Below are 16,258 nucleotides of genomic sequence, written 5' to 3' on the forward strand. Positions count from 1 at the left end.
AACAACTGGCGCAGCATCACGGCGAATCTCACATCTGCAGGCAGCGTCTACAGTCTGCTTTTCGATCCGACCCGCTGTAATTTCCTGCTGGCCGGCGCCGCCACTGGAATCTATCGGTACGCTTTTTGGTCTACCCAACACGCCGACGCCGACGCCAACTTCGACGCCCACACCGATGCCATCCTCATTCGCGGTACTTCGACGCCGACGCCCACCGCAACCCGGACGCCCACACTGACCTGGACGCCAACGCCCACCCCCACTCCTGCACCGGACTGGCTGACGTTGGTCAATCAGACCTTCGAAAGCACCTTTCCTGGCAACTGGCAAATCCTCGATAACAACGGTGCGGCCTATGGTGAGTACTACTGGGGTCGCCGAGCCTGCCGGCCCTATGCGGGTGGCTACAGCGGCTGGGCGATTGGCGCTGGCGCGGATAGCAGCGCTCTTGAGCTACGGCGCCAACTACTCGGATCGTACCGATTCCTGGATGGTTTATGGCCCATTTAGCCTGCAGGGCGCCACCGCCATGATCTTCGATTCAAATTGTGGCTCAACTCAGAACAGGGTTTTGATGAGGTCTGCCGTTTTGCATCTCTTGACGGCGCCAACTTCTATGGCAATTGCACGACCGGTATTTCCTCTGGATGGATTGACCAGACACTCGATCTTACCAACGTCTATATCTTAGGCAACTTGCTTGGGCAATCACAGGTGTGGGTAGCTATTGAGTTTTACACCGATTACTCGGTTACTTATCCAGAGGGCGCCTATGTAGACAACGTGGTCTTGAGGAAATGCATTCGCCCCACCTGCTCTGGAGTTCTTGCAGATTTGCACGCGCCCCCGGGCAGCCAGTTGGTCACGAGGGATGGCGTCGAAAAGCGCCGTTCAGATCACTGATCCTGCCAACAAACCCGTCGTCGGATGCTCTTTATACTGTTATCAACAATGATTCTCGAAAAGTTGACAGACTTTTGACACAAAGATGACAGACCGGTGAAAGACTTTCTCTGTTATACTAATCCTACATGAGGAGGAGGGTATTACATGGCATCATCCATCCCTGAACTTGAGGCTCGCATTGCCGGGCTGAACCAGGAAATCGAGCAGAGTCGTCAGCAGGCGCGGGCGATTTATGAGCATGGCAAACGCCAGGCGCAGCAATTGGGCGATTATTTCAATCCGCAGCTCCAGGCGCATGCCCGGCGCTTCGAGGCGGCGCTGGCCAGTCTGCCGTTGGCAACCGTGGGCGGTTGGCGCGAGGAGCGCTGGAAGACCTGGGATGCCGCGACATCCCTCGAAGCGTCCGTGATCCGCGTGGGCAGCCTGACCGAGCAGCGCACGAACGGCGGTCTGCAACTGCCGGCCTATGCGCCGTTCATTGGGCAAAATCGCACGATTATCATCAGGAGCAAGGGGCGCAGCGTGGAAAAGGGCGCGGCCCTGCTGCAGGCGCTGGTGACGCGCACCGCGCTGATGCTGCCCCATAAGACGCGCTATACGCTGCTCGATCCAGCCGGCAACGGCCTGGCTTTTCCCATGCGCCGCTATCTGCCGTTGGTGCGCGAGAATTCGGGCGATGTGCGACGCGATCTGGATGAGGTGACGAAGGATCTGCAGCGCATCATCGAGGCTTATCTCGATGCCTCGGTGACGTCGTTCGAACTGGTGCCTGACGAGATTCGCATCAATGAACGCTTCCAGTTCGTTTTTGCCGCGGACTTCCCCAATCAATACGATCGCCGCGCGATCGAGGCCCTGCAGAGCGTGGCCAATACCGGCACCAAAGCCGGCATCTACACCTTTATCCACTTCGACGAGGATATCGAACTGCCACGTGATCTGAGCATGGATGGCTTCAAGAATGCGTTTTATATTGGCGCCGATGACGAAGGCACGTTCACGAAGCTCAATCTGAAACTGCAGGTAGATGCTGCGCCGCCGCCCGATCGGCAGGGGCAGGTCTTCCAGATTCTCAGCCAGGCCAAACCGCCGGAGCGCATCCTGGACTGGGACAGCCTGGTGGGCATGGAAGAAAACTCCTGGTGGGGCGAGAGCAGTACACGCATCATCGAGGCGCCGATCGGCGCACGCACCGGCAATGAACGGCTGCGCGTTTGGTTTGGCGTCAACCAGGAGAACAAACCCTGCGCACACGGCATGTTGGGCGCGATGACCGGCGCCGGTAAGTCGAACCTGTATCATGTCCTGATCTGCGGCCTGGCCGTGCGCTATAGCCCGCAGGAGCTGCGCCTCTATCTGATTGATGGCAAGGACGGCGTGGAGTTTCCAGCCCTATCGGCATTTGCCGCACGCCGAGGTGGTCTCCTTGCGTTCGTCATCCGAGCTGTCGCGCAGCGTGTTGGCCGACCTGATCGCGGAAAAGGAGTATCGCAACGCGATTTTTGCCCGCGTGGGAGTCAACGACTTCAGCAGCTACCGGGCCAAAGGCCAGCCGGAAGGGAATCTGCCGCGCATCTTGTTGCTGGTGGATGAATACCAGGAATTGTTCGAAGGAGACAAGGACGGAATCGCCTCGAACCACCTCCTGCAGTTGTCACAGCAAGGGCGCAGCGCGGGGATTCACATGCTGCTCGCCTCGCAGCGCTTTGGCGCCGCCGGCATGTTGAACCAGACCGGCATCTTCGGCAATATCCATCTGCTGATGGCGATGCAAATGAAGTCGGCCGACATCAACGCGTTGACTGAATTCGGACGCCGCGGCAAAGCGCTGATTGCCACCTGCGACCTGCCAGGCAAGGCCGTGGTCAATGACCAGGGCGGCGACGATGAGGCCAACCGTACGGGCAAGGTGGCTTATCTCAATGCGACGCGCCGCGACCAGGTTCTGCAGAAGCTGATCGAAAAAGCGAAGAACTTGCCCGATGACAGCCTGCCGCGACGGGTGGTGTTCAACGGTAAGGCGCAGCCGGTGCTGATCGAAAATCCGTATGTGACGGCGCTCTTGCGCTATCGCACCTGGCCGACGGCTAGCGATCTGGAGGCCTTTGCCCGCGAAGAGGTGGAAACAGGCGGCCTGGGCGTCATTGACTGGTTTGCCGCCGAACACCCGCGGGTGCTGTGGCTGGGTCAGCAGTTCAACGTGCGCGGTCAGGCCATGCTGATTCTGCGGCGACGGGTGGGTGAACATGCGTTGATCGTCGGCAGCGGCAATGCCGCGCGGTATGGCATGTTGGCGGCCGCGTTGACCACGCTGGCCTTGAATGGCTCTCCTGCCGCCACCCGGTTCATGACGCTCGATCGCAGCATCCAGGGCGCGCAGTGGAGCAACGTCCTGCGGGCCGTGCAGGAGAGCGTGCTGACTCCGGCCGGCTTCGATGCCCAGTTCAGCCGCAGCAGCGCGGACCTGGAACCCTGGCTCGATCAGTTGTTGACAGAACTCGAACGCCGGCGCCGTCTGAGTGAAGAACAGGCCGCGCGCGAGCCTTCTCTCGTGGTCACGTTGACCGAGCTCGATACGATCGAGCCGATGCGACGCAAGAGTGACGCCTATGGCGGCCTGGCCGATTCACCGCTCGGTGAGAAGCTCAAGCGCCTGTACCTGGAGGGCGCGCCGTTGGGCATTCATTTGCTCCTCAGTTTCTCTGGGGTGCGGCCGCTCACCAATGTCATTGACGAGCGTCGCGGCCTGGTCCATTTCCGCCACCGCGTGGCTTTGCAGATGTCAGAGGATGAATCGCATGCGTTCGTGCGCAGCCGCAAGGCATCGCAACTGCAGATCGAAGGTCCAAGCCCGGTTTGCGCGTTGTACCTGGACACGGAGAGCGACCAGGCGATCCGTTTCAAACCCTATTCGAGCGATCCGGCCACCCAGGCGGCTGGCGAATCATTGTTCGATCAACTGGCGATGCTGGGACGCGAGTTGCCGCCGCGGCGCGTTTAGGAGGCAATCATAGAGATGGACGAACAACTCGTCATGATGAAGCACTTCACGCAGGCATTGGTGGGCTTCAATCAAAGTCTGAAGCAATCGTTGGCCGAATTACAGGGTCAGCACGATCGCGTTTCACCGATCTGGCAGGATGAAATGCGCCGGCGCTACGACGCGGTCTGGGGGCCATTTCAACAACACCTCAAGCGTTACGCCGAGGGCGAAAGTCAGGGTTATGTCGAATTCCTGTATATCAAGACGTATGCCCTGGAAAGGTATCTATACGGTGGCTGATACACGAATTCTCTTGGCCGGACTGGAAGAATATCATCGGGTGTTGGGGCGACATGTTTCCCAACTGAGCAGCGAGTTCCAGGGATTGAGCAGCGTCTGGCAGCGTTTTGCGGCTGTCTACGAAGGCGATGCAGCCGATCAATTCAAGCATGGTTGGATACGCACCACGGCCATGTTCCAGGAATACCTGGAGCAGACGCATCAGATCAGCGGGATGCTGGATGAACGCATTGATGCCTTACGTCAGGCCAATCGCACGGAAGGCGGGCTGGTCGGGTGAGCGCTTATGATCCGCGCCAGGTGATCCAGGCGCTTGGCGACCTGCTCGACGAACTGCTGCGTTGGTCGTCTCAGGCAGGCAACACGATTGCGTCTGCCGCCTATGTCCAGCAACAGGCGACCGAATCGGTGGATCGAGGACTGCACCAGGCATCCATTGTCGTCAACCAGGCTCACCAGGACGCGCTCAAGGTCCGGGATGTGAGTACGACCGTGGCGGCGGCGGCTGACAAAGGGCTGACCGCGCAAACGACGTCGCATGAAACGCTGCAGCAGGCCATTGGCCTGTTGAACCTGGCGCGCCAGACACTGGCGACCTGGGAAGATGAATTGCGCAAGGCCCTGGCCTGGCTTGCGCGCGCGGAGGCTCGCCTGGCGCGGGCGATCCAGGAATTGGAGCTGGCGCGACGTGAACTGTCTTCCGCCGAATGGCAACTCTCCAGTGCGGAGTCCAGGTACAACGCTTGAATGAATGACAAAGAACGGCGCAGTTGCGCCGGTGAAGCAGGAGCCGTCAACGCGGCGCTATGCGGTGGCGGCTGCAGGGCTCACGTTTATGAGGCGCAGCAGGAAGTAGCAGCTGCGCAGAGGGAAGTCGAGGCGGCCAAAGCGCGTGTGGCTTGTTGCCGCCGTGCCGTGGCGCTGGCTCAGCAGGCGGTCGGTATCGGCGAAAGCGCGCAGGCGGAGGCGAGCGAGGCTGTCAACGCGGCCGAACGCAGCCTGGAGATGGCGCAGTCGGCTGCGCGTGCGTGTCAGGTCGCTCAATCGCGCGTGGATTTGCAGGTTGAGGCGGCCGAAAGCATGATGGCTCACATGCGTAACGCCCAGGGATTGACCGATCAGGCTGCCGTCCAACTGAAGGCCGCCGATCAATTGGAGGATGACGCGCAGCGCTACGTTAGCGATGGTCGTCGAGAGTTGGAATATCGCACCGAACAACTTTTCGCTCTGAATCGCCCAACACTGTAAGCTATCCCTTTGCTTTGGAGAACGACGATGCTTGAAGAAGTTTTATGGCGTATGGGGCAGCAATCGCGCGTGCTGCAAGAGCTGCGTCGGGAGATTATGCCGGTTTGGGATGACAACGCGGCGCGCGAAGTGGACAGTCGCTATCTGAATTCGCATGCGGCCGACGATGAACGCCTGCTTGAGCAGTTGCACCTGCAGGATGAATCTCTCGACCAATCAGCGAGTCAAATGACAGCGGCCCAAGAAGAAGGTCGGCGCGCCGAGGAGCAGGCTGTCGAGGTGATGGAGCAATTGCGCTTTGCCAACCAGGACTTGCAGGGGGCTTATGGGCACTATGACGTTTATGCGCGTTATCATGCTGACGCCCGCGGCAAGTTTCCACAAGTTCAGTCATTGATTCGAGAGGCGAACGCCTCATGCGGCTAATCATTGGATCATTGGATAGATGAAGGAGTGACTGCGATGGCAGGATCGGGAGTAATTCTGACAAGTGATTTGGACCGGGCAATTGCTGAACGCGGCCAGATCTGGGCTGCGTACGATGAGGCGTCAGGACATGGCGCGGCCTTGGCGCAACTGGAATCCCAGATCAAATTTGACGGCGTCGTAACGGCCCTCGCCGCGCTGACCCCGGGACACGTGGCGCCCGATGAACTGGCGGTGGCATTGCAGCAGTTGCAGACCGAACTGTCGCGCATTGCACGCGCGGAGGCCGACATCCAGGCAACTCAGCAAGAGATTCAGAAGATCAAGAACCAACGAACGGGGATGATGATCCTCCTGGGTGTCATTGTAGTGCTGATTGTGGTCTTTGTTTTGTACAGCCAATTACAGGGCGGCTGAGTCGCTGGCCGGACCTGGTGACGACAGTCCTATCTATCCTGCCAATTCTGCTCGAACTGGATTGCAGGGTAAGCGTTACTCGAGGAGGATAAACCATGCCCGAGTCGGGGTCAGGTGCTCTACCGCTGGCCGAAGGGGCGCAGCGCCTGGTAGAGGGCGCCTTGCAGCAGCAGACGAAAAACAAGCATGCACAGCTTGGCGTCAATCACTGGCTGTTGGTGCTGATGGAGCGCCACGGCGCGATGGCTGAGGCCCTGGCCAAGGGCTTTATCGCCTCTGCCCTGGAAAAGTATCTTGCGGACCAGTTGCGCACAGGACGCACCGGGGAAGTGCTTAGCCAGGAGATGGTTGTCGAGCGGGCAGCCCAACAGGCCGTCGCCCGCGGCAAGAGCCGTATTGCCGAACGGGATTTGGCGGTTACGATTCTAGCCGCGGCCGACTACATGTTGGTGGGCGATGGTGCGCTGCCAGTTGCACCAGGGCCGGATACGATGTCCGCATTACCATCTATCGGCTCTGAAGGCGAACTATCATCGCCCGTCCCTCAATTCAAGTACGAGCCGCGTCTGAGTCAACGCACGCCCCTCCTCGAGCAATTTGGACGCGATGTCACTCGCCAGGCGGCAGAAGGGCGGCTCAGCCAGATCATCGGACGCGAGACCGAAGTCCAATTGATGACCGAAACCCTGTGCCGGCGCACCAAGCGTAATCCTTTGCTGGTCGGCCCAGCCGGCGTTGGCAAGACGGCCGTGGTGGAAGGCCTCGCACAGCGGATCGTGCGTGGCGGCGTGCCTGACGCCTTGCTCGGTGCTCGTTTGATCGCGCTGCAGCCCTCGACCCTCATCGTGGGCGGGCACATGGTGGGTGACTTGGAAAAACGTATGCAGGCGCTCTTGCATGAGGCAAGCCAGGATGGCGTCATTCTCTTCATTGATGAGGTCCATACCCTCATTGGCGCCGGCGGCATGCCGAGCCTCAGTGACCTTGCCAGCCTGCTCAAACCGGCCCTGGCGCGCGGCGAGATCGCCTGTATTGCGGCCACCACCGATGACGAGTACCGGCGCTTCATCGAACCAGACGCGGCGCTGGAGCGGCGCTTTCAACCGATTCGTGTCCAGGAACTGACGGCATCCCAGACACTGACGGTGTTGGCCAGTTTACGCAACGAGTTGATGCAGTCACATCATGTCCAGGTCGGTGACGGCGTCTTGCCCTGGTTGGTGGATTTGCCCAACACTACCTGCGCAACCGCCACTTTCCTGACAAGGGGAATTGACCTGCTGGAACAAACGGTGGCCTACAGTCTCACCCAAGGCAAACAAGTTGTAGAAGTCGCTGACGCCCGTGCGGTGGCCGAGCGCCTCATCGGCATGCCGCCAGAGGCCAGCGCCGGACTGAATAGTCTGCGCCAGCAGTTGACCGCCCGCACCCGCCTGGATGACCAAAGTGTTGACCGGCTTGTGGGTCGCCTGGAAGTTACAGCACGCGGTCTCGATTTGCGCCCCACACGCCCCAACGCCGTCGTGTTACTGGTTGACGACGCCGTCCAAGCGGCAGCCGATATGGCAACGGTCGTGGCCGAAACCTTGTTTGGCTCGGCCGAGCGCGTGCTGCCGCTCGATTTCAGCCGCTTCGTACATCCGGCCGATGTGACGATGCTGATTGGAGCACCGCCGGGCTATGTCGGTTATGCCGACTCATTGCTCCTCGATCGTCTGTCCCAAACCCCCTGGTGCGTTGTGCTGTGCCAGCATGTCCATGCCTGCCACCCGACCATTCGTGATGTGTGGACGCAAGCGCTGAGCGATGGTTTCCTAACGAACAGTCGCGGTAAGCGCAGCTATTTGAGTGACACGATTACGATTCTCACCGTTGATGTGCCATTGCTGACTGTGCAGCCGCTTGGATTCCACGCATCGGCCCAAGCACCCGTCGCGGCAGAATTGCGAAATCTGGAGTCCATTCTGGGGCCCGAGTTATTGGCGCAAGTGGATGTTGTGATCACCCAATTACAGCAGCAACCGTTGACCGGGCGCTCCTGGCTTCGCAACAACCTTTTGGCCGATATCACGGCGCGTTTCCAAGCTGGGCCTTGATCTGCAATGGGACGACAGCTTGCTTGATTGGCTGATGACCTACCAACGAACCATCAGCAATCAGCGCGAGCTGGGAGCGTCTGCTGGATGAACAAGTGGCGCCAGCATTGATTCGTTACTTGCCATCAGTGCCCGGAAAGGAGGCAACTTCGTTACGTGTAGCTTATCACGAGAGTGTGGTTCATGTCGAGACGCTATAGAACAGAAAGGACTGTATCATGGAATTTCGCTCGGCCGCGCAAAAGGCCTGTTACGAGAAGATCGTACCGTGGATGAAGGAACTGTTCGGTGAATTCGTCATGCTGCGCACTGACGCGCCGGCCATGGCGGTTGTGATTGGTTCTGCCGTTGCCCAGGTTGGAGTCATTCCCTGGGGTAACGACGACGCCACCATCAATACGCGCGCCTATGTGGTGACGGGTGCGGAGGCGACATCGGAGCTGATGCACTTCTTACTCCGGGAGACCGACAACATGCGCTTTGGCGGGTTTGGCCTGGACAGCGATGACGATGTATTCTTCGAGCACGCCATCGTTGGTTCTACCTGCGACAAGCCTGAATTGAAAGCATCGGTCATGGCGGTGGTTGTCACTGCCGATCAGTATGATGATAAAATCATAGCACGTTGGGGTGGACAACGTGCGTTGGATCGAATGAGCTAAGCCTTAGTATACCGTGTGACGCGCACCGCGGCAGTTGCTGAGATGGGCGCGTCACACGGTTCTGTGCCCGATTATCAGAGGAGGTTATTACCACATGTCACTCGCACCATTGTTTAGCGGCTCCAATTTCCGCACTACCATTCAACAATACTGCGCTCGCCAGGGCTGGAAAATCGCGGACCTCAACGATGTCCGCGCTATTTTGCGTTTCAACATGGGATCTCAGCGTACGCAGACTTGCTATGTCATCAAATATGACAAGACGCTGGAATTCTCCGTGCCCAGCATGTTCAGCTTTGCTTCTTATGATCAGGTGCCGCATTATATCTCTACGCTCCTCCTCAAGCGCAGCTCCGAGAAGAAGATCGGTTTCTGGTGCATCGAGGAAATTGGCGGAAAGCAGGTGTATTCGTGCATGCACAATGCCGAGCAGGACTTGATTGACAGCAACTACTTTGCGTTGGTTGTCAGAGCCTTGATCAACGAATGTGATGAACTGGAGACTGTCATCCTGAAGATGATGCGTTGATGCGGTCAGAGAGCGAACCAGAGGACATCTATGTCACGTTGGCTATTACTCGTTTCCACAGCCTGGGTGTTGTTTGCCCTGCTGGTTCCCCCCTGGCTCGTGGTCGAACCAGTGGCGTTGCCGCCGTTGCTGCAAGGAACGGTCGGCGCGCTGCTGACCGCCGCTCGCACCCTGGCGCCCGCGCCGGTTCCTCAGATTGCGGATTGGTTGCAGACGGTGACCGCCCCTTCTGCAACCGATTTGCTTTCCTTTCCGTTTCTGGGCGCCTGGGTACGCTGGTTGATCATGCTGGCGCTGGCCGTTGCGGGGTCTTGTTTTCTACTGACTGCGGCCAGCCCATTCGTTCGATCCGACTCGCTGCGCCTGGTGGCCGGTTGGGCCGGCGCGGCCGGAGGCGGGCTGCTGCTGGCCCTGTTGCTCGTCAGCGCCCCCTCTGTTCAACGCCTGGGGCTTGGCGCCGGTTCATTCGGCGGATTACTGACATCCGTGCTCGGCGTCCATCTGGCCTGGGGCTTCTGGGGCGCGGTGCTTGGTTTTGCCATCACGACAGCAGCGGGTATTGCCGTCCTGAACGAGCCCACCAACGCTCGCCAGCCAGTCCGTCGTTATTGAGGACGACATGGCGCATTGTCATTCGATCAGGCTGTTGGCGGCGCCATGGCCCTGGTAATTCCAGCTATTCTGTTTGTTATCTACGAATCGCAACCAAAACGGCATATGAACAACTCACTGCTCAATAGATCGCGCTTGCTGGCGGGTCGAACGACGCTCGTTGTTGGCGTCATTGTTTGTGTCGTTCGTATCATGCTATCCCATGGGCTTCCTAACGTCTCCGCCCAGTCCGCTGACCCCCTGGTCATCCTTCGCCAAGGTCACGGTTGGGCAGCCAGCGTCAGTGGGCCGATTGACAGCGGTGCGGTACGCAGGGACTTGATCGAAAAAGACATCAACCTTGACGTTGCGCACCTCACCCGCGCCCGCCTGGCTCGCTGTCCGGTTACTGTGCTGTTGACGCGTACTGGCGATGACTCTGCTCACACTCTCGAAGACGTTGACGAGATCGTGAACTTCTACCGGCCGGCGCTGGGCGTGTCAATTCATAGTAACGCCAGCGGCGACCCTGCGATTAGCGGTACCGAGGCCTGGTACACGGTCAACGGCGTCAGTGGTAACGACGCACAGAGACAGCAATTGGTAATCTGCTGGCAGCCAGGTTGCCGCCGACCTGGCGCTCAATAATCATGGCAGCAAACCGGAAACAGCCAGCCGTCACGGTGGGCTGCACATCCACTGGTGGCAGGCGCCGTCAGCGCTCGTCGAGCTGGCCTACATGGACGGCGACGGCAATCTCCTGCGCCATCGGCGCGCCGATTTTGCCGCAGCTATCGCCCGGGCCATCCTGGCATTCTTGAACGTACCGGTCAATTGCCTCGATAGCCCCCTACCAGGCGCTCCGGGTGCAGCCATCCCGCAGAAGACCCGCATTGATGGCTTCGGCATCATGTCGCCGCATATTCAACTGGGGACGCAGGGCCTCACAACCGCAATCGATGCCCAGCAACGAATGGGGATTCATTGGGCGCGTGAAGAGATTCCCTGGGAATTGGTGGAACCGGAGGAACAAGCCTTTCGCTGGCAATACCATTACAGCCCTGACATTGATCACGACTTCGATCGGCTTCTCAGCGAACTGGCAGCACGAAACATCGAGATGGTCGCCCTGCTTGACTATGGGCCGCGTTATCTGAGCGGCAATCCTGCGCATGGCTATCGGGTCAACCCCAGCGAGTTACTCACCCACTGGCAAACCTACGTACAAACCGTGGTCAATCGCTTTGGTGATCGTATTGACTATTGGGAAATCGAGAATGAAATGAACAGCCGTGATTTTTGGGGTAAGGTGGTCATCGAAACGGCTGATTCCAGCAGTCGCGATGGCCCAGCCGAACCGGATGCCATCCTTTACGCCCACATGTTGCGCATCGCCCACGACATCATTAAGCAGCACGACCGTAACGATACAGTGATTCTGGGAGGCCTCGCTGGCTACTATGGTGATCTGGCCGATTGCGCCAGGAACTATCAGAAATACCTGATAGACCTGCACGAGGCCGGCGCCTGGGACACATTCGACGTTGTAGCGATTCATCCCTACCACAACAGCCCCGATTCGAACGGTTTTGCCCCTGACGCATTCATTGAACGCGGCCTGCACTACAATCTGTTTACCAAAACGTGCGCAACCACGACAACACCCTTGAGTGTGTTGACCGAGGTGCGGGGTGTGCTCGATCTTACCAATCGCTTGGGACCCAAACCACTTTGGATCACCGAGATCGGCTGGAACCGTGACTGGCTCAATCATTGGGCCACTGTTCACAGTACGACAGCCGATGTGATCGAGGCTGCCTATGTTGCTCGTACGTACGTGCCCCTTCTGTCTGAAGCTGGCGTGGAAAAGGTGTTTTGGTTTACTCAAACCAATGCCCAAGATCACAGCTTCGACCCAGGGCTATCCGGACAACGAACCCCTGGCAACCTGTCTGCCCTGCTCGCGAATAGCCAACCCCTGGGCCAAGTGCAAGGTCAAGACGATCTTGGCCGTCCTAACGACGATGACGTCTACGAGTATCGTTTCTCTAGAGATGGCCGACAGACTGCGGTGCTTTGGAAAGCGCGTGGCGGCATGACCACCCGTAACATCACCGTTAGCAACCTGAGCGCAGATACGGCCTATCTCTATGCTGTTGATGCGCTGGATCTATCACCCAGCGCCGGTCGGCTACTGACAGTGACCAACAGCTCAGTGATTGTTCCGCTCAACGAGCGGCCAGTTTTTTGATCTTTGAACCGCGCAGCGGTTGGCAGGCATTTTGGCATGACTTACAGGCACGTATTGAGAACTGGTGGCAAAGCCAGCAGGCGAAAATCACCTACTGGTGGGAGGACCAACGCACTACAATCGAACGGCAGATTGCACAGTGGCTGAATGATCTGCAGCGCCAAATTGATGAGATGATACAAAAACAGATCGAGGAGACACTCAATCAACTGTGTGGCATGGCATTCATGCTGCTCGGCGGATCGGCTTTTGTAGTCTGGCGGTATCGCTCACGCTAGAGTGTCTATGAGAGTTCTTCATGTTTTTAAGAATGTCACAATCGAGAGTGTAAACTCCAGGAGAAAGATCTTGAAGGAAATAGCCCGCGTTGCGCTTACTGCGGAAAGCCAGTTATCGGCGACTACACGACAGCCCTGGGGAAAGCCTGGCACCCCTCGCACTTCATTTGCGCTCAGTGCCGTCAACCCTTCGATGGAGGCAGTTTTTATGAACGCAATGGTAAGGCGTACTGCAAACGGGACTTCGATGAGTTGTTCGGTCGGCGCTGCGCCTCTGGTGAGCTGCTTGGCCAGAACCGATACTTCGAGAAGGATGACAAGGTCTACTGCGAAACCCACTACTGGCAGAAGTTCGGCAAGCGCTGCGCGATCGGCGGTGAAATTCTCAAGGGCGCGTATCAGATCAACGCCTGGGGCGACACCTATTGCGCCGAACACTCGGCCGGCCTGGCAGAGTGCTACAGTTGTCATCGGTTCATTTGTGAGCGTCTGACCCGCGGCGGCGTGCGCTACGATGATGGGCACTCCATCTGTAATCGTTGTCGCCAGACTGCCATTGACACGGCGGCGCAAGGGCAGCCGGCGCTCATGCAGGTGCGCAAGGCGTTGGCTCGACTCGGCCTGGACATTGGCCCGGCCGAGACGCCGTTGCGTTTGGTGGATCAGCAGGAGTTGAACCGGCGCTCCACCAAGTCGTACAGCAAACAGCCAACCGGCATGGCCTGTCACCATACCCTCACGCGCAACGGGCAGATTGTCGAACGCCAGGTGGAGGCCATCCTGATTCTGTCGGGCCTGCCGCGTGAGCACTTTGCCGCAGTCGCCGCGCACGAGTTGATGCATATCTACCTCTTCATGAATGCCTTCCCCGACCTGGAACCGGTGGTCGAAGAAGGCCTCTGTGAACTGGCCGAGTATCTGTGGCTCAAGCAGCAGAACACGCCAGAAGCCGCGTATCGGTTGGGATTGATGGACAAGAACGAAAATCCCGTCTATGGCCAGGGGTTTCAGCTCGCACGGCGCAGCCTTGAGAAAATGCCGCTCTTGAGCATGCTTGACTATGTGCGGAAATGGAGCAGGTTTCCAACTATATGAAACGTCCAAATATCTCGGTGCTCCTCTTGGATGTCACTTTTGGGATCGTTTTTGCCTTATTCAACTTCGATGGCTTTCTGCGCTACGCGGCTCACCATTGGCTCTCATCATCGTGGCTGGCCGAAACGATTGTGCGAATCTCATGGTGGCCGCAGCGTTTCCTGGCCAGCCTAAACGCTTCGCACTTGTCGCTGTTTCATGATCTCCTGGTGTTGTGTTTTTATGGCGTATGGGTCTGCCTGGGATTCATTGCCCTGCTTTCGCTGATCCGTCTCAACCTGCGGATCACCTTCAGCGGTTTGTTGGGCCTGACGACCGGCGCTGCGAGCATCGGAATTCTGGCGTGGCTCGGCGTGTTGCTCGTGGTTCTCGGGGGCGTTCTGATGGCCGTGCTGCGCTTTCTGCTGCGTATTTGGAACTTCCTCGTTGGCATCCTGGGCGCAGTGTGGACGTTTATCGTACGCATCCTCACGGCCATTTGGGGTTTCCTGCTGCCGATCATCAATTTCTTATTGCCAATCCTGCTGATTGTTGCTGTGATTGCGCTCGTCGTGTGGGGGGATGATTGTCCTGGTGCGCCGTTTCGGCTATGGCGGTGTCGTGATTGCGTTGCTGGCTGCGATTGCCGGGTATTTCCTGCGCGATATCTTACTCGTGCTTGGGCAATGGTTATGGTCTGCACTCCTCTTCGTGCTGGGTATTTTTGGTAGCATCTTGAATTGGCTGGGTTGGCTGATCGGCACCATTGTTGGCTGGATTTTCCATGTGCTGATTCCCAAAATACTGATCCCCGTGGGTTTCGTGCTCCTGATTGTCGGCGCTGTTCTCATCGTCGTCGGCACGTTAGGCTCCATGCTTCTGGATCAATTCCGCGCGGCGTGGCATAGCGGCACCGGACAAAAAGGCATCTTGCTGGGCGCCTTTTCCGTCGGCTTATCCCTGGCCCTGATCTTATGGGTATGCTTAGGGTCTGGTGAAGCATCCAGGTCCGTTGACCAGGCCTGGTCTGAGACATCCCTCGTGGCCAACAGCATTTCCCCGATGCACATTTTTGCCGGCATACTGCCTGTCGCGGTACGCAATGCCTCTATCGCGATGTTCGGTGGCAATAGCGCACCCAATTTCGATGCCATTATTCTGGCGCTCATCTTGCCGATCAGTTACTTCGGCGTGCTGCGAGGACTGACGATGCGCACCACCGATGAGTTCAGAGCATCGTTCATCCATCAGGATGTGCTCGTAGTGGGCGGCGCATTGGCCCTGGCTATCCCGGCGATCTTACTCGTCATGTTCGCTGCTTCGGTGCCCCGCGAGGAATCATGAAAGGCAGACAACCGTGACTGACATTAACCTCACCATTGATACGACGATCAAGACGCTGGAAGCACTGCAGGCGGATGTCGGCCGCGTGCAAATGACTTTGCTTGACATCCTGACGGATGATGAGCACAATGGCTGGGATCAGATAGCGCAAAAATCGCTCATCAAGTTGGAAGCTGTCCAGCGTACGATTGGCGACGTCCAGGTTGATTTGCTGCAGCAGATGACCTTTGACGAGCGTCGGGCACAAAAGGAGATGCCTCCGGCGCACGAACCTTCGCCCGTGGACGGAGCTTGGCTTGATCCCCAGGCCTGGCTGACGGGGCGCGGTATCAAGCTGCGCACGGCCCGTCAACTAAGCCCCTCAGACGCGGCCGCTGACCGCATCGCACTTTACATGGGCGATCATTTCGCCACCGTGGCGCCTTTCTACCAAGCCCTCAAGCGTCGCGCCAGCGGAGGCTACAACAAGTGGCGTTGGTTCCCAGTACGCGATTTGCCCAAGAACACCTTTCACGCGATCTTTCAATTAGGGACGATGCTGCACAGCAGCGGCTTCTTGTCCACTTTCGAGTACCTGCGTCACCGGGAATCTATCCTTTTCGATCCGCAAGAAGACGGACATGTGCAGAATTTCCTGACGGGGGGATGGCTTGAGCGGTATGTATTACAGGTAACGCGCCAGGTGGTTGAAAAGCGTACTGGGGCTTGGCACTATGAGCAGGCCTTGTCGTGCGCCCATCTGACCTTGCCGGATCAGAGCGAGGCTGAATTCGACATGCTACTCGGAACCGCCGACAAAGTGTTTTGGGTCGAGTGCAAGACCGGCGACTGGCAATCGTATGTCAAACACTTTCGAACGATCAATGCCCAGTTCCTCCACCTGCCTCCGACCCAAGCCGTACTCGTGTTGTTGGGCGAAGTTGATGAAATTGACAAGGCAAGCAACGGTGAACTAACATCCATGACAGTCCTGGACATGCTGGAATTTGGCGACTGGCTTAATCGTGCCATCATGACGGCTTGAAAGCACGGATCCCCCTGCGTGACTGGAGTACACTATGACACAACCTTTGCCCCCACTTCTTGTTGATCGTTGCCACGCCGCGACGCGACGTATCCTCGCCAGTCGGGGTTGGCGGCTCCTGGACTTCGA

Annotated in this window: 19 protein-coding genes and 2 pseudogenes; all 21 read left to right on the forward strand. The window is 58.1% G+C overall.

The features are described 5' to 3' along the window. Positions 1–510 (forward strand): annotated as a pseudogene (locus IPF85_RS21105) (hypothetical protein); the annotation flags it as partial. A gap of 36 nt (positions 511–546) precedes the next feature. Next, complete coding sequence (locus IPF85_RS21110; protein WP_343410037.1) at positions 547–903, forward strand: hypothetical protein; 357 nt, start codon at positions 547–549, stop codon at positions 901–903. A 1,128-nt stretch (positions 904–2,031) separates the two neighbouring features. Beyond that, a pseudogene (locus IPF85_RS21115) lies at positions 2,032–2,274 on the forward strand (FtsK/SpoIIIE domain-containing protein); the annotation flags it as partial. A 58-nt stretch (positions 2,275–2,332) separates the two neighbouring features. Beyond that, entirely contained in the window at positions 2,333–3,907 is a 1,575-nt protein-coding gene (locus IPF85_RS21120; protein ID WP_343410038.1) for a hypothetical protein, read from the forward strand. Positions 3,908–3,922: 15 nt separating this feature from the next. Next, entirely contained in the window at positions 3,923–4,189 is a 267-nt protein-coding gene (locus tag IPF85_RS21125) for a hypothetical protein (RefSeq protein ID WP_343410039.1), read from the forward strand. Next, entirely contained in the window at positions 4,182–4,469 is a 288-nt protein-coding gene (locus IPF85_RS21130) for a WXG100 family type VII secretion target (protein WP_343410040.1), read from the forward strand. Before IPF85_RS21125 ends, IPF85_RS21130 begins: the two co-directional genes overlap by 8 nt. Continuing rightward, the gene (locus tag IPF85_RS21135) at positions 4,466–4,936 is read left to right on the forward strand and encodes a hypothetical protein (RefSeq protein ID WP_343410041.1); all 471 of its coding nucleotides are present in this window, start codon (positions 4,466–4,468) and stop codon (positions 4,934–4,936) included. The genes IPF85_RS21130 and IPF85_RS21135 overlap by 4 nt, the downstream gene beginning before the upstream one ends. After that, positions 4,937–5,437, forward strand: a complete 501-nt coding sequence (locus tag IPF85_RS21140; protein WP_343410042.1) for a hypothetical protein — start codon at positions 4,937–4,939, stop codon at positions 5,435–5,437. It abuts the gene before it with no gap. A gap of 27 nt (positions 5,438–5,464) precedes the next feature. Next, positions 5,465–5,863, forward strand: coding sequence for a hypothetical protein (locus tag IPF85_RS21145; RefSeq protein ID WP_343410043.1), 399 nt, complete (start codon positions 5,465–5,467; stop codon positions 5,861–5,863). Positions 5,864–5,890: 27 nt separating this feature from the next. Then, the gene (locus IPF85_RS21150; RefSeq protein WP_343410044.1) at positions 5,891–6,280 is read left to right on the forward strand and encodes a hypothetical protein; all 390 of its coding nucleotides are present in this window, start codon (positions 5,891–5,893) and stop codon (positions 6,278–6,280) included. A gap of 95 nt (positions 6,281–6,375) precedes the next feature. Next, the gene (locus IPF85_RS21155; RefSeq protein ID WP_343410045.1) at positions 6,376–8,376 is read left to right on the forward strand and encodes an AAA family ATPase; all 2,001 of its coding nucleotides are present in this window, start codon (positions 6,376–6,378) and stop codon (positions 8,374–8,376) included. A gap of 218 nt (positions 8,377–8,594) precedes the next feature. Continuing rightward, positions 8,595–9,038, forward strand: coding sequence for a YbjN domain-containing protein (locus IPF85_RS21160; protein ID WP_343410046.1), 444 nt, complete (start codon positions 8,595–8,597; stop codon positions 9,036–9,038). 94 nt (positions 9,039–9,132) lie between these two features. Beyond that, positions 9,133–9,567 (forward strand): hypothetical protein, encoded by a 435-nt coding sequence (locus IPF85_RS21165; RefSeq protein ID WP_343410047.1) that lies wholly within the window; start codon positions 9,133–9,135, stop codon positions 9,565–9,567. A 30-nt stretch (positions 9,568–9,597) separates the two neighbouring features. Next, complete coding sequence (locus tag IPF85_RS21170) at positions 9,598–10,179, forward strand: hypothetical protein (RefSeq protein ID WP_343410048.1); 582 nt, start codon at positions 9,598–9,600, stop codon at positions 10,177–10,179. A gap of 15 nt (positions 10,180–10,194) precedes the next feature. Further along, entirely contained in the window at positions 10,195–10,806 is a 612-nt protein-coding gene (locus tag IPF85_RS21175) for an N-acetylmuramoyl-L-alanine amidase (RefSeq protein ID WP_343410049.1), read from the forward strand. Between the two features lie 91 nt (positions 10,807–10,897). Continuing rightward, positions 10,898–12,409 (forward strand): hypothetical protein, encoded by a 1,512-nt coding sequence (locus IPF85_RS21180; protein WP_343410050.1) that lies wholly within the window; start codon positions 10,898–10,900, stop codon positions 12,407–12,409. Next, complete coding sequence (locus tag IPF85_RS21185; RefSeq protein WP_343410051.1) at positions 12,406–12,687, forward strand: hypothetical protein; 282 nt, start codon at positions 12,406–12,408, stop codon at positions 12,685–12,687. Before IPF85_RS21180 ends, IPF85_RS21185 begins: the two co-directional genes overlap by 4 nt. A 252-nt stretch (positions 12,688–12,939) precedes the next feature. Next, positions 12,940–13,782, forward strand: coding sequence for a protein DA1 (locus tag IPF85_RS21190; RefSeq protein WP_343410052.1), 843 nt, complete (start codon positions 12,940–12,942; stop codon positions 13,780–13,782). Beyond that, positions 13,779–14,492 carry a hypothetical protein gene (locus IPF85_RS21195; protein WP_343410053.1) on the forward strand — a complete coding sequence of 238 codons (714 nt, stop codon included), beginning with the start codon at positions 13,779–13,781 and terminating at the stop codon, positions 14,490–14,492. Before IPF85_RS21190 ends, IPF85_RS21195 begins: the two co-directional genes overlap by 4 nt. Continuing rightward, positions 14,383–15,105 (forward strand): hypothetical protein, encoded by a 723-nt coding sequence (locus IPF85_RS21200; protein WP_343410054.1) that lies wholly within the window; start codon positions 14,383–14,385, stop codon positions 15,103–15,105. Before IPF85_RS21195 ends, IPF85_RS21200 begins: the two co-directional genes overlap by 110 nt. 13 nt (positions 15,106–15,118) lie before the next feature. Beyond that, a complete protein-coding gene (locus IPF85_RS21205) occupies positions 15,119–16,129 on the forward strand; it encodes a hypothetical protein (RefSeq protein WP_343410055.1) in 1,011 nt (336 codons plus the stop codon). The last annotated feature ends 129 nt before the right edge of the window (positions 16,130–16,258 follow it).

This window comes from Candidatus Amarolinea dominans, from assembly GCF_016704685.1.
Lineage (GTDB): Bacteria > Chloroflexota > Anaerolineae > SSC4 > Amarolineaceae > Amarolinea > Amarolinea dominans.

Coding starts and splice junctions, on each gene's coding strand:
- IPF85_RS21155 (WP_343410045.1), top strand. CDS start 6,376: ATGCCCGAGTCGGGGTCAGGTGCTCTACCGCTGGCCGAAGGGGCGCAG.
- IPF85_RS21180 (WP_343410050.1), top strand. CDS start 10,898: ATGGACGGCGACGGCAATCTCCTGCGCCATCGGCGCGCCGATTTTGCC.
- IPF85_RS21195 (WP_343410053.1), top strand. CDS start 13,779: ATGAAACGTCCAAATATCTCGGTGCTCCTCTTGGATGTCACTTTTGGG.
- IPF85_RS21165 (WP_343410047.1), top strand. CDS start 9,133: ATGTCACTCGCACCATTGTTTAGCGGCTCCAATTTCCGCACTACCATT.
- IPF85_RS21125 (WP_343410039.1), top strand. CDS start 3,923: ATGGACGAACAACTCGTCATGATGAAGCACTTCACGCAGGCATTGGTG.
- IPF85_RS21160 (WP_343410046.1), top strand. CDS start 8,595: ATGGAATTTCGCTCGGCCGCGCAAAAGGCCTGTTACGAGAAGATCGTA.
- IPF85_RS21140 (WP_343410042.1), top strand. CDS start 4,937: ATGAATGACAAAGAACGGCGCAGTTGCGCCGGTGAAGCAGGAGCCGTC.
- IPF85_RS21145 (WP_343410043.1), top strand. CDS start 5,465: ATGCTTGAAGAAGTTTTATGGCGTATGGGGCAGCAATCGCGCGTGCTG.
- IPF85_RS21170 (WP_343410048.1), top strand. CDS start 9,598: ATGTCACGTTGGCTATTACTCGTTTCCACAGCCTGGGTGTTGTTTGCC.